The sequence below is a fragment of the Psychrobacter sp. AOP3-A1-26 genome, from assembly GCF_052378235.1.
GTDB lineage: Bacteria > Pseudomonadota > Gammaproteobacteria > Pseudomonadales > Moraxellaceae > Psychrobacter.
Genome location: NZ_JBQSXN010000020.1, coordinates 1 through 13,936, shown reverse-complemented (window position 1 = coordinate 13,936; position 13,936 = coordinate 1). Strand labels below are relative to the sequence as shown.

Sequence of the window (13,936 nt, the reverse complement as noted above, 5' to 3'; positions counted from 1 at the left end):
ACACCCGTTCTTAAAAGACCACTTATCACAGCTGACCCAAAGTTATTCTGTCATTACCACCAAAATCTTTGATGGTTTTTATATCAGAAAATTTATTGTCGGCAAATAACTGACGGACTGCTAGCCCTTGATCAAAGCCGTGCTCGACCGCTAATAAACCACCTACTCTTAGATATTTTGGTGCCTGCTGCGCGATATGTTCTATATCAGCAAGGCCGTGATTGGCCGCACTTAACGCGCTAATAGGTTCTGCTTTTAAATGTGCTAAATGCGTATCGGACTCATCAATATAAGGTGGATTAGACACAATAACGTCAAATAATTTATCAGCAGCAATAGGCAGCTCTTGATACCAACTGCTTTGTATAAATTCAATCGTATCAATATTATTCTGCAAGGCGTTATCACGAGCCACTTTTAACGCTTCTAACGAAAAATCCACAGCCACAATTTTCCAGCGTGCTTTTTTTAACTCACAAGTAAGTTTTAGCTCATGGGCAAGGCTAATCGCAATGCAACCAGAACCTGTACCCAAATCTAATAAGCGTTTGTTTTCAATACCATCTGACTGCTCAGCAGGCTGCTCGTTTATCCATTCAAGTACTGTTTCAACCAAAACCTCAGTGTCGGGTCTAGGTATCAGCGTATGCTCATTCACTTTAAAAGTAAGCGACCAAAACTCTTGCTCACCTGTCAGGTAAGCTAAGGGAATGCCCTGCTGCATCTTGGTCACGCCAGCATTAAATTGTTCAGATTCACTAGCATTCAGCTGGTAATTCTCATCTGTGATTAAGAATAGGGTTGGTTTATCGATGACATACAGCAGCCAATCGGTTATCCAAAACGGCGGAACGGCTAGCTTTGTAGCCGTTTGCACTGCTTGCTGTTTAATTTGCTGAATCGTCGCCATATTACTCTGTCGCTCGTGGTGGCTCACTGGTTTTAGTGAGATTTGGATTGGCTTTGGTCAATTTATCACCACCGTTGCCATCACCGCCATTATCATCATCGTCGCCGTAGATATCATCATTGTCACCAATAGCGATATGCTTATCGACTAAATAAATCAGCCCTAAGATAGGAATACCAATAGCAAAGGTAAACATAAAAAAGAAGGGGTAACTGGTACTATCAACGATAGCGCCTGAGTAACCGCCTATTACTTTTGGTAGTAGTACCATGAGCGATGAAAATATCGAATACTGTACCGCAGTGAATTTTACAGAAGTGAGCGCTGATAAAAAAGCAATAAACACAGCACTAGCAAGACCAGCAGCAAGATTATCTAAAATCACCGCAAGATACATATAAGGCAGGCTACCGGGATGATAAGTCAGCAATATAAACAGTAAATTCGTCACACAAGCAAGGATAGCGCCGACCATCATAGCGCGCATGATACGCATTTTTTGCGCCAATATACCGCCCAAAAAACCACCAGCGATAGCCATAACCACACCAACGAGCTTGACCGCATTGGCGATGTCCACTTTGGTAAATTGCATGTCTTGATAAAATACGTTTGAGATAACCCCTGCAACGATATCAGAGATGCGATAAAGTCCAATCAACGCTAACAATAATAAGGCTTTCATGCCATAACGACGAAAGAAATCCACTATAGGCTCAATCCAAGTGGTATAAGCAAACTCCTGCTTTACTAGCTTGGCTTTGACCAAGCAGTAGCCGATGAATAAGGCTGCTGCTAGACTCATAAGCATGCGTATGACTTGGACTAAAAATTTTGAAAATACGTCTTCAGTCGCAGGTAATATTAACCCTGCGTTGGCAAAAACAAACACAAACCCTACTATGGATATAGCAAAGACAAGTACCAAGCGCATATAATCAGACGTTTTACGTTCGACGACTACTTTCTGGCTTATGGGCTCATGTATTATCAACGTCGTAATAATACCAACACCCATGACACCTGCCATAATCCAGTAAGTATTACGCCACGCCTCATAACTGTACAGTGCCTCGGTCGAACCAAAATAATCTGCTAAATATAACGCCCCTGCTCCTGCGACTATCATACCGATACGATAGCCTGTCACGTACATGGCAGACAGTACCGCTTGCAGATTTGGCGGAGCCAGCTCAATCCGATAAGCATCAATGACGATATCTTGTGTCGCTGATGAGAACCCTAATAACACCGCACCTGCTGCCATCAATACTAAGCTACCCTCAACAGCAGGGTTGACGTTTGCCATCATGCAAATCGCTATGATAATCAAAATTTGCGACACTAAAATCCAGCTTCGACGGCGACCCAACCATTTGGTCAAAAATGGCACAGGTAATGCATCTATTAATGGCGACCAAATAAACTTAAAGGCATAGCCTAATGCTGCCCAACTAAACATGGTAACGACAGTACGGTCAATACCCGCTTCACGCAGCCATAACGAGAGGCTGGAGAAAATAAGTAAGATAGGTATGCCAGCGACAAAGCCCAAAAACAGCATGATAATCGCTCGACGATCGAGATAAGCTTTTAGGCTTTCACTTAGTGATTTTTTGGCGACAGGAGGCTTAGGCGATATAGATTTGATAACAGACATAATAACTCACCAACACTTGAGACAAAGAACACAACTGCGCACAATTTTTATTAATCATTAGGATTATCAATAAAGCGGATAAATAGCACTGACAAACAGGATTGATAAAAATTGCTCTGCGTTGCACAAAACCAGCATTACCACAAAATTGAATTATGGTACTTGAGAACGCTAACCTTGACTAGAGGTTTTTGCATTAACTTATTTTTTAATGGCTATAAGCCAAACTATGTATTTCGAGTTAGTAACAGGATGTATCATAGACCTTCTTTAATATTAAATTGTTTTGAAACCTTATTGACTATCTCTTTAATTAAAGTTTATGCGTGCCAATGAATATTATTCTCTCTAAAAGTCGCAGAATAGACTTTCTATATTCCAAATTACTATAAATTCATAGCTATTTATTATATACAAGAATAATAGCTATGATTTACACTGGCAGCTCACTGTATATTTGTACATTTTTATTTTATGTATACAGACAGGGTTTGTATATTTACACAATAGGATTAAGTTATGGCAATCGACGTAGTGGTCAATCAGCGGCATTTACAAATCCAACTCAAACAGTTGGAAACAGTATGGCATACGGTGATCAATGGTTATAACTTAAGTCAAGCGGCTACTGTGCTGCATACCAGTCAATCAAGCCTATCAAAGCATATTGCAGCGCTTGAAAACCAACTTAAAACCGAAGTATTCGTGCGCCAAGGCAAACGCCTGACTGGACTGACGACAATGGGCACCGCACTCATGCCCCATATTGAATCCATTTTTGCAGAAATCCGTACCATTGAAAACCTTAGCCTTGATTTTAATAATCCTAATATCGGTACACTGACCATTGCCACGACTCACACGCAAGCGCGTTACGTCTTACCGCAAGTGGTCAAGGCATTCAAAGAACGTTTCCCTAAGGTTAACTTGATTTTGCAACAGGCAGATCCTGAAACTATCGCGCAAATGGTGATACGCGGCCAAGCCGATATTGGCATTGCCACGGAGTCTTTGCTACACAATAATTATCTGCGTTGCTATCGTTATTATGATTGGACGCATCGCGTCATTGTACCGAGCGACCATGAGCTTGCAGGGCTAGAATCTATCGACTTGCCAACACTTGCCAGCTACCCCATTGTGACCTATCACGGTGGTTTCACTGGACGCGGTGCGATTGACAAAACATTTGAAGAGGCAGGCTTGGAGCCAGATATTGTACTGGCAGCACTTGATGCCGATGTGATTAGTACTTATGTGGGGCTTGGCTTGGGTATTGGCATCATCGCGGAGATGGCGTTTGAACCCAGTCATTATCAAAACTTGACGGCTATCCCAATCGAGCACTTCGGCCGCTTTACCAGTTGGATGGCAGTCCGTGATGATGCAGAAATCCGCCAATATGGGCGCGCCTTTATGGAGCTGTGTCAAAAACAGTTTGCTAAATAGCAAACTGATAAGACTTAACCTTTATCTTTTTCGTACACATAAAATCTGCATAAAAAAGCACCCAAGATTAAAAACTTGGGTGCTTTTTTGTCTGTCTTATTGGTGGGTCTGTCAAATACTCGACAATGGCACTGATAGTGGGGTTATCAGTGGCTATCTTTTAGACGATTCGACGTTAAAACCAATAAGTTTTGTTATTAGTATGAGCACTGACCTTTATATATGGATTAATCGCCCCATTATATAGGGTGTTAAGCATTCAGTATTTGCACTGCAATAAATAACTTAAGAATAAAAAAGCAAACTGATACTTTTATAACAATACGACTTTTTAAAAAAACTTATAACAAAATAATAATGCCTATATCCATGCGGCATTATAAAAATAGGTGATCTATGAATAATACAATTCCATTATCTTTTTTAGACTTAGCGCCCGTTCCTGAGGGTAAAACCATCGCTGAAGGTATCGCCCAAACGGTTGAGACAGCGCAGCAAGCAGAAAAATTTGGCTTGAACCGCTATTGGATGGCCGAGCACCACAATATGCCAGGTATCTCTAGTGCAGCGACTTCAGTACTATTGTCACACATCGGTAGTCAAACCAAACGCATACGTATCGGTGCAGGCGGTGTGATGCTGCCCAATCATGCGCCGCTGGTCATTGCTGAGCAATTTGGTACGTTGCATGCGTTATATGGCGATCGTGTCGATTTAGGTTTGGGCCGTGCACCTGGTACTGGTGGCGCTACCTTTCAAGCATTACGTCGGCAAATGAAAGATGCTGAGCGTTTCCCGCAAGACGTACAAGAGCTCATGTACTTCTTAGGTGATGGTACAGATGACAGTCCTGTACAAGCCTTCCCTGGGGCCAAGTCAAACATTCCTATTTGGATATTAGGCTCGTCTTTATTTGGGGCTACTTTAGCGGCGCACTTAGGATTGCCGTATGTATTTGCTTCGCACTTTGCACCGCAAATGCTCGCTCAAGCGATTAGTACCTATCGTGAGCAGTTCAAACCGTCCGCTTATCTAGATAAGCCTTATGTCATGCTGGCCGCAAACTTACTGCTTGCTGACGATGACGCAACTGCCAATTATCACTTTACCTCAGCCCAGCAAAGCTTTGTGCGTCTGCGTCGCGGCGAAACGGGTCAAATGCCTAAGCCAACCCATGATATGGATAACATCTGGAGTACCGCTGAGAAGATGATGGTAGATAGTGCGTTATCGGTATCGTTTATCGGTTCTGTCGAAACTGTCAAACCGAAACTTGCTGAGTTTCTTGCCCAGTATCAACCAGACGAGCTAATCGTCACTGCCAACGTTTACGATCAGGCAGCACGCCTGCGTTCACTTGAACTTACACCAGAGCTAAATTTATTTACTTTACAATAGTCTATAAGGGTTGCATAATTATTGATAAACCCTAATGGGATTAAGGTCATGGAACCCTCTGTCTTTATTGGCTCATCAATATTTTTATACATCGTGGCATTTATTGCGGTTTTGGTTGTTGGTGGTTATCTTACTTACCGGATCAGCCCAAAGCGTAAGCAGCGTCGAAAAGAAAAGCGCAATAAAGACAATCTAAATTAGCAACCACGATAAAACCTCGATTGGTTTATTCATTTCCAATATTAAAAATAATAATACTAAAGGCCCTCTTTTCTTATCAGAGAAGAGGGCTTTCTTGTCTGTATCTAGCAGTATATTTACTCACAAACCATAATACTACTGACAATCACATGAATCCAAGCACTCGTAGTATCGCCGCGCCAATCGCCATTCCAAACAGCCCCACTACTGTCGTAAATGCTAAAATATTGGCCGCTAGTACATCATTGCCACCCATCGCTTTTGCCATCACATAACTGGCTGCGGCAGCTGGCGAAGCAACCATCAAAAAGAGCACACCCATATGCACGCCTGATAAACCAAAGCTCAACCCAACGGCAATGGCTACTATGGGAGCAATGACAATACGTCCGATACTGGCTTGCATAGACAGCCCAGACGGGTGCAACATCGACTTTAAATCGATGCTCGCTCCAGCGCAAATTAGTGCCAGCGGTAATGCTACTGCTGCTAATAAATCACCAGTAGTGTGGATGACTCCAGTAATAGGCGGCAGCGGCAACGCTTTATAAGCAAAAGCCGCCACCAAGGCGATTATCAATGGGTTGGTGAAGAGTTTTTTAACAACCATCGTGCTACGACTGACCCACGTATCGTCTGCACTTTTGGACACACGACTGAGGGTAATGACCGCTAGGATATTAAACAGTATCGTCACCACGCCCATGTATACAGCACCAATACTTAAGCCTGCCTCGCCATAAGCGTTGGCAACCGTTGCGAGCCCAATGATGGCCATATTGCTACGGAAGATACCTTGTACGAATACCCCTTGGTCAGCAGGTTTACTAATGAAATACTTGGCATAAATTTCTGACCCAATAAATAAAATAAAGGTCACAAGAATACCTGCCATGATCAGGGTGATTTGCTTAGCATAATCAACGTCGCTATCGACCACGCTAAAAAATAGCAAACAGGGCAAACAGTAATTAAAAACAAAACTTGAGGCTTGATCGATAAAAGCTTGGCTCGCTTCACCGCGCCGTTGCATAAAAAAACCCAACCCCATCAAAAAAAGGTTGGGCAATACGATGGTCATAGCAAAAATAATAGCAGCGATCATAAGTAAGCTCAGGTTAGCGGTGTATCCAAAGCTATATTGTTAAAGAAGTAAAAAACAATGGCTAGCAGTTGGTTAAAAATCAGTAAGTTTGGACAATGAAAGACTGTTTTATTATAGGATATAGTCGGCTCACTTTAAAAACGATACCGTGCTATTGACTATAAAAAAGCCCGTAACACTTTTTATTACGGGCTTTTTTAGCATTTTATTTTGTTTTTAACTTTCCTTAGCTACAGATAAATTAAGCAGCCATAATTAGAAAATTACAGTTAGGTTAAGAATGTAGAGCCGCTTTTATCTTCTTCTGTTTTTTGACTGTCATCGCTAATAATTGAACGGCGGCTGGGGTCACACCACTTACACGCCCAGCTTGGGCCAATGTCGCAGGACGTATTTGCGTGAGCTTTTGTACAATCTCGTTCGATAGTCCTGATACGATACTATAATCAAAATCCAGCGGCAGCGCCGTATTTTCTAGACGCTTCATCTGATCAATTTCTTCTTGTTGACGATCAATATAACCTGCGTACTTGACTGAGATTTCTATCTGCTCACCCACTTGCGCGTCAACTTGTGAATCAGTGATAGCAGCGATATCATTAAAATGTATCTGTGGACGCTTAAGCAAATCATAGGCATTCGCTTCTTTTGACAACACCTCTCCTGTTTGCTCAGTCACTTGCACCCCTAGCGCATTAGTAGGCGTGGCCCACATATCTTTGAGACGCGAGGATTCTGTGGCAATGGCTTCCATCTTTTCCTGATAGGCTTGCCAGCGCACGTCATCAACCAAACCGAGCTTACGCCCCGTTTCAGTCAAGCGTTGATCGGCATTGTCTTCACGCAACAGCAAACGATATTCTGCGCGACTGGTAAACATGCGATATGGTTCAGTAGTACCATGGGTGATCAAGTCGTCAACCAACACGCCAAGGTAGGCCTCATCACGGCGCGGCGTCCACGTTTCAAACTCACTATTCTCACGCGTGACCAACGCCGCATTGCTACCCGCTAATAAACCTTGCACACCCGCTTCTTCATAGCCAGTCGTCCCATTGATTTGACCAGCAAAATACAAGCGGTCAATCGATTTGGTTTCAAGCGTTGGCTTTAAATTTTGTGGATCGAAGTAATCGTACTCAATGGCATAGCCTGGACGGGTAATATGCGCATTTTCCAGCCCTTTCATACTATGAATAAAGTCTAGCTGCACATCAAACGGCAAGCTGGTCGAAATACCATTTGGATATAGCTCATGCGTGGTTAAGCCTTCTGGCTCGATAAATATCTGATGGCTATCTTTGTCAGCAAACCGGTGAATTTTATCTTCAATAGACGGACAATAACGCGGGCCAACGCCTTCTATTTTGCCAGAAAACATTGGTGAGCGTTCTAAGTTGTCGCGAATAATGTCATGAGTACGGGCATTGGTATGGGTGATATAGCAATTGACTTGCTCTGGGTGCATATCCACGTTACCCATATAGCTCATCACTGGTAGCGGCGTGTCACCCGGCTGTACTGTCATGGCGCTGAAATCAACGCTGCGCGCATCGATACGAGCCGGTGTACCTGTCTTTAGACGCCCAACTGGCAGCTTTAGCTCACGCAAACGGTCGGCAAGCCTAATAGAAGGCTGATCTCCTGCGCGTCCACCTTTTGAGTTTTCAAGACCAATATGAATGACCCCGCCTAAGAAAGTCCCTGAGGTCAGCACCACAGTTTGAGTATTAAAAATAATACCAGTAGAGGTTACCACTGCCGTCGCACGGCCATTTTCTACCAAAATATCATCAGCTGCTTGCTGGAATATATCCAGATTGGGCTGATTTTCTAGCGTCTGACGTATAGCAGCTTTGTACAAAATACGATCTGCCTGTGCGCGCGTGGCTCGTACCGCAGCGCCTTTACGGCTATTTAACACACGAAACTGAATACCAGCTTTATCCGTCGCTAATGCCATCGCCCCACCAAGCGCATCAATCTCACGTACCAGATGCGACTTACCGATACCGCCAATTGCGGGATTACAGCTCATCTGCCCGAGTGTCTCGATATTATGGGTCAATAGCAAGGTCTGCGCGCCCATACGTGCGGCTGCTAAAGCAGCTTCTGTGCCGGCATGACCGCCGCCGATCACTACCACGTCGTAATTTTTTGGGTATTGCATGTATGCCTCACTTGACTCATAACGCTGCTTTTACCAACATGCTATTGTCACCCAAACACTATGGTGAAATAGTATGGCAAACGGCAAATAAACGTCAGTCGGATTTTAAAAAGAAATAACGACTCAAATAAGCCGTTAGTCATTGGTTAGATAACGCATAATTATAACAATTTTTTGCTATTTAAAAAACGTTATACTAAAAACTATTCAGATGATCGTTAAAAAATATCGTATAAGACATCGTCCGAACTTAAAATAGTATTTAGTTGCCGGGACTCAGCGGTACAATACGATCTGCCTGTCCACTTCCCAGCATATGATGGCTGCCGTAGCCTTCTGGATTAATCTGCAAATAGGCATTCATCTGACCAATTGCATCGCCATCATCACTGGCCAGCACCTGTTCTTTAATCATATCTACTGGCGGCAGTGGCAAGTTTTTTAGTAGTGCCAAACGCTGAGTGTTATCGCCTTTATTAACCACCAGCTCGATCAGTTGACGCGCATCAATCGGCAAATCTGGCGTATTCTGCGCCAATAGCGCCAAATGATACGCACCAGCTGCGTCTTGGTCTGCGATGATACGCTGCTCAATAGCAATATAAGTCGCTTCCGTTGCACCGCCTATTACACTAAGTTGATGAACACATTTGAGTGCAGAGTTCGGCTCATTGCCAGCGATATCGATGATACGTGTGGATTCAGCTTTTAAGCGCTCACGACGTTTTTCGATAGCCGCTTGCTCGGCAATTTCTGCTTCATTGGCTTGTGACTCTATGGATTGATTATTCATAATACTCTCTAATTATTAATATTTTGATAATACTTAATCTTGAGCCATATATGGGGGCTAAACTCACAAAAACAATAAAAGCCCGAGCGACCAGTGACGGTCTTACTCGGGCTTTTATAGATAAAGCGCATTAGCTTAATAATAAAAAAAAGCTTAAATAAGTCTTTTTAGATTAAGCGGCAGGGCTATTGGCTTCGACCAAAGGCTTTAGCTCGCCTGATTGATACATTTGTAAAATGATGTCTGAACCGCCCATCAATTCACCGTCAATCCATAACTGTGGGAACGTTGGCCAGTTACCGACCTTTGGTAAAGTGGCGCGAATCTCTGGATTTTCTAAGATATTAACAAAGGCAAAAGGACGTCCAATTTGAGTAAGGACTTCAATTGATTTGGCAGAAAAACCACACTGTGGGAACTGCGGCGTGCCTTTCATATAAAGAATCACTTTATTGTCTTTAATTTGATCGCGAATCAGCTGTTCAACATCGTTTGCAGCAGTGTTTGGGGTTTGCTCGCTCATAAAAGCTCCTATTGAAAATAGCGGTTCGTTAAAATATAGTTGTTTATACTATAAAATAATTGGGGAAATGCTTGGCTGATACATGGGGCAATAGCTTGTATATTACAAGTATGGTTTGTATATTGATTCAGCCAATAGCGGTTAAACGTCAACCACATTAGGCACTAATAATACCACGGCATTAGCCATGATGCCCTCTTGCCGACCAGTAAAGCCCAGTTTTTCAGTGGTGGTGGCTTTTACACTAATGTTACTCACATCGGTCTGCAAGTCACTGGCAATATTATCGCGCATGGCTTGATTGTGTGGCGCAAGCTTTGGGCGCTCACACATGACGGTGATATCAGCATTACCAAGCATATACCCTGCTTCTTGTACCTTACCATAGACATAGCGTAGTAATACTCGCGAATCGAGCCCAGCATGGGCGGCATCGGTATCAGGAAAGTGCTGACCGATATCACCAAGCGCCAACGCGCCAAGCAATGCATCAGCAAGCGCGTGTAATACTACATCGCCATCGGAGTGCGCTAGCAGACTGTGACTGTGCTCGATAGGTACGCCCGCCAATATCACGTATTGCTGCTGCTCACCCGTATTATGAAACGCATGAACATCGATACCTTGACCAATTTTTATCATTATTATTCCCAGTAAATAAATGGCGATTGAAATAGTTCAAAACCATTATCTGAATTTTTAAAGTGATTTTACTCGCCGTAAGATGCCATAGCTCGCCACCAGTTTCAATTAACTGATATAATAGGACGCTTATTTTATCATAATACCCAATCCAAAAATAAATCAACACTGTCGCCTATTTGCTAAAATCAGCATTTCTAGCCATTGTATTGGTCTTCAGTGCCATCATAAATCTTGGACAAAGTATAAATAGTTGAGCCGCTTTATGTCAGTCATGCCAAACACCTCAAGCATACCAGTTTCTGATTCTTTTGACACCCATCGTCCTTTGACCCTTGCCGATATTGATAATCCTAGCGCAAAGCATGTGATTGTCGGTATGTCAGGTGGGGTCGATTCTTCTGTGTCTGCTGTTTTACTGCAGCAAGCAGGCTTCAAGGTCGAAGGTCTGTTTATGAAGAATTGGGAAGAAGACGACGGCACTGAATACTGTACGGCTATGGAAGACCTCGCGGATGCACAAGCGGTCTGCGATAAAATCGGTATGACCCTGCATACGGCCAACTTTGCGATGGAGTATTGGGATCGGGTCTTTGAGCATTTCTTAGCCGAATACAAAGCGGGACGTACGCCCAATCCAGATATTTTATGCAATAAAGAAATCAAGTTTAAAGCGTTTTTAGATTATGCTTTGACACTTGGTGCTGATTATATTGCCACTGGTCACTATACCCGCCGCAGTGTTAACTATCCGAATGCTAATGGCGAAACAGTGGCACAGCTATTGCGTGGCCTCGATAACAATAAAGATCAAAGCTATTTCTTACATGCTGTTGGCGGCGACAAACTTGCCAAGACTCTATTTCCAGTCGGTGAGCTTGAGAAACCAGTGGTTCGTCAAATTGCTGAAGAGCATGACTTAATTACTGCTAATAAAAAAGATTCAACCGGTATTTGCTTTATTGGTGAGCGCCGCTTTAAGGACTTCTTACAGCAGTACTTGCCGGCACAAAAAGGCGATATCGTCACTGACGATGGCTTCACTATTGGTACTCACGATGGTCTAATGTACTACACCTTAGGTCAGCGCGGCGGTATCGGTATTGGCGGTGTCAAAGATCGCCCTGAAGAGCCATGGTTTGTACTCGCAAAAGACTTAGATAAAAACCGTCTAATCGTCGGTCAAGGTCACGAACATCCAATGATGCTGAGCAATGAGCTGCAAGCTTATAAGCTTGATTGGATCGATGGTGTACCGCCTGCGGATATATTTAGCTCAGATGGCTTACGCTGTATGGCAAAGTCTCGCTATCGCCAGCCTGATCAGGCTTGTACCGTATTTGCTAGCAATGAAGACGGCTCTGAAGTACGAGTGGCTTTTGATAAACCACAGCGTGCGGTCACTCCCGGTCAATCAGCGGTATTTTATATTGACGAGGTTTGTTTAGGCGGCGGCGTGATTGCGTCTATTGATGCGCCTTGTGGGTTTTAGTACTATTACCTATTTTTAAAAACTGTTCTATTTTTTATTTTCTTTCACTTCTGAATGTCTTTTCGTTCTTATTATTTAAGGTATTACTATGAATCTCCTCACCGCCCTCTCCCCGATTGATGGTCGTTACGCCTCTAAAGCCGACAGCTTACGCCCTTATTTATCTGAATTCGGTCTGATTAAAGCTCGCGTCACCGTTGAGATTCGCTGGTTGCAGTCTTTGGCGGATAACAGTGCTATTGGTGAATTGGCAGCGTTTGATGAAGATACTAATAGCTTTTTAAACAGTATCGTTGATAGCTTTAGCGAAGATGATGCCCAAGCAATTAAAGATATTGAAGCGACGACCAACCATGATGTGAAAGCGGTTGAGTACTTTATTAAAGACCGCTTTCGTGGTAATCAGCAGTTAGAGGATAGCCTAGAGTTTATTCATTTTGCTTGTACCAGTGAAGATATTAACAACTTATCTTATGCGCTGATGCTAAAAGACAGCCGCGAGATTGTCGTTGCTAAAATGCAGCAAGTGACTGATAGCATCGTTGATTTAGCGATTGTCCATGCTGACCAACCCATGCTGTCACGCACACATGGTCAGACGGCAAGTCCGACGACCCTTGGCAAAGAGATGGCAAACGTCGCTTATCGCCTAGCTCGCCAAATTAAGCAAATCGGTCAAGTAGAGCTATTGGGTAAAATCAATGGCGCGGTCGGTAACTATAACGCTCATTTTTCAGCGTATCCTGATGTCGATTGGCAGACCCATGCTGAGCAATTTATTGACCAGCGTTTAGCGCTAACCTTTAACCCGTACACCACCCAAATTGAGCCGCATGACTATATCGCTGAGCTATTTGATGCGGTCAAACGTTTCAATACTATCTTAATCGATTTTAACCGTGATATTTGGCAATATATTAGCTTAGGCTATTTTAAACAGCGCCTAAAAGATGGTGAAGTGGGCTCTTCTACCATGCCGCATAAAGTGAATCCGATTGATTTTGAAAACTCTGAAGGTAATCTAGGCGTTGCTAATGCCATGCTTGCGCATCTGGGTGAAAAGCTACCTATTTCACGTATGCAGCGTGATTTATCAGATTCTACCGTGTTGCGTAACATCGGTGTTGGTCTGGCACAAAGTATGATTGCTTATGATGCTTGCTTAAAAGGTGTCGGTAAGCTTGAATTAAATGCGCAGCGTTTAAATGATGATTTAGATAATGCACAAGAAGTATTGGCTGAGCCGATTCAAACCGTCATGCGTCGCTACCGTGTCGAAAACCCATACGAGAAGCTTAAAGCCTTGACCCGTGGTAATGCCATGACTCGCGAAGCCATGCTGACATTCGTTGAAAGTGATGAATTGTCTGCTGTCAGCGATGCTGATAAAGCGCGCCTACGCGAGATGATACCTGCAACTTATACGGGTAATGCAGCTGAACAAGCGCGTACGATTAAAGAATGGATTGCTAAGATTTAATGGATAATGCGTTGGTTTTAGCAGCTTAAAAGCCTAGAAAAAGGCTAAGCAGTTATAATTGACTGCTTAGCCTTTAGTAAAAAACAACCTTACTTTAAATACTATGATTTGTC

12 protein-coding genes are annotated in these 13,936 nt (G+C 43.2%); 5 read left to right on the top strand and 7 right to left on the bottom strand.

All coding sequences use genetic code 11. The annotated features are described in order from the left end of the window. Positions 1-25: 25 nt before the first annotated feature. On the bottom strand, positions 26-910 hold the full coding sequence (gene prmC, locus ACT3TU_RS05375; RefSeq protein WP_192523193.1) for a peptide chain release factor N(5)-glutamine methyltransferase: 885 nt from the start codon (positions 908-910) through the stop codon (positions 26-28). A gap of 1 nt (position 911) precedes the next feature. Beyond that, complete coding sequence (locus ACT3TU_RS05370; protein WP_192523192.1) at positions 912-2,570, bottom strand: AmpG family muropeptide MFS transporter; 1,659 nt, start codon at positions 2,568-2,570, stop codon at positions 912-914. A 519-nt stretch (positions 2,571-3,089) separates the two neighbouring features. On the opposite strand from ACT3TU_RS05370, the gene ACT3TU_RS05365 reads away from it, so the two are divergent. The 3 genes from ACT3TU_RS05365 to ACT3TU_RS05355 all read left to right on the top strand — a co-directional run bounded on the left by ACT3TU_RS05365 (position 3,090) and on the right by ACT3TU_RS05355 (position 5,618). Then, positions 3,090-4,019, top strand: a complete 930-nt coding sequence (locus ACT3TU_RS05365; protein WP_192523191.1) for a LysR substrate-binding domain-containing protein — start codon at positions 3,090-3,092, stop codon at positions 4,017-4,019. 396 nt (positions 4,020-4,415) lie between these two features. Next, a complete protein-coding gene (locus tag ACT3TU_RS05360) occupies positions 4,416-5,417 on the top strand; it encodes an LLM class flavin-dependent oxidoreductase (protein WP_192523190.1) in 1,002 nt (333 codons plus the stop codon). Positions 5,418-5,465: 48 nt separating this feature from the next. Continuing rightward, the gene (locus ACT3TU_RS05355) at positions 5,466-5,618 is read left to right on the top strand and encodes a hypothetical protein (RefSeq protein WP_192523189.1); all 153 of its coding nucleotides are present in this window, start codon (positions 5,466-5,468) and stop codon (positions 5,616-5,618) included. A gap of 145 nt (positions 5,619-5,763) precedes the next feature. Here ACT3TU_RS05355 and ACT3TU_RS05350 read toward each other — a convergent pair whose 3' ends face one another. The 5 genes from ACT3TU_RS05350 to ispF all read right to left on the bottom strand — a co-directional run bounded on the left by ACT3TU_RS05350 (position 5,764) and on the right by ispF (position 10,851). After that, positions 5,764-6,723, bottom strand: a complete 960-nt coding sequence (locus ACT3TU_RS05350; protein WP_192523188.1) for an AEC family transporter — start codon at positions 6,721-6,723, stop codon at positions 5,764-5,766. A gap of 274 nt (positions 6,724-6,997) precedes the next feature. Beyond that, complete coding sequence (gene mnmG, locus ACT3TU_RS05345; protein WP_192523187.1) at positions 6,998-8,893, bottom strand: tRNA uridine-5-carboxymethylaminomethyl(34) synthesis enzyme MnmG; 1,896 nt, start codon at positions 8,891-8,893, stop codon at positions 6,998-7,000. Positions 8,894-9,155: 262 nt separating this feature from the next. Then, positions 9,156-9,686 carry a hypothetical protein gene (locus ACT3TU_RS05340; protein ID WP_192523186.1) on the bottom strand — a complete coding sequence of 177 codons (531 nt, stop codon included), beginning with the start codon at positions 9,684-9,686 and terminating at the stop codon, positions 9,156-9,158. Positions 9,687-9,858: 172 nt separating this feature from the next. Next, positions 9,859-10,209 (bottom strand): Grx4 family monothiol glutaredoxin, encoded by a 351-nt coding sequence (gene grxD, locus ACT3TU_RS05335; RefSeq protein WP_192523185.1) that lies wholly within the window; start codon positions 10,207-10,209, stop codon positions 9,859-9,861. A gap of 141 nt (positions 10,210-10,350) precedes the next feature. Next, complete coding sequence (gene ispF / locus ACT3TU_RS05330; RefSeq protein ID WP_192523184.1) at positions 10,351-10,851, bottom strand: 2-C-methyl-D-erythritol 2,4-cyclodiphosphate synthase; 501 nt, start codon at positions 10,849-10,851, stop codon at positions 10,351-10,353. A 265-nt stretch (positions 10,852-11,116) separates the two neighbouring features. On the opposite strand from ispF, the gene mnmA reads away from it, so the two are divergent. Together mnmA and purB are read left to right on the top strand one after the other, a co-directional pair. Next, positions 11,117-12,343, top strand: a complete 1,227-nt coding sequence (mnmA, locus tag ACT3TU_RS05325; protein ID WP_192523183.1) for a tRNA 2-thiouridine(34) synthase MnmA — start codon at positions 11,117-11,119, stop codon at positions 12,341-12,343. Positions 12,344-12,431: 88 nt separating this feature from the next. Further along, positions 12,432-13,823, top strand: coding sequence for an adenylosuccinate lyase (gene purB, locus ACT3TU_RS05320; RefSeq protein ID WP_192523182.1), 1,392 nt, complete (start codon positions 12,432-12,434; stop codon positions 13,821-13,823). Positions 13,824-13,936 lie beyond the last annotated feature (113 nt).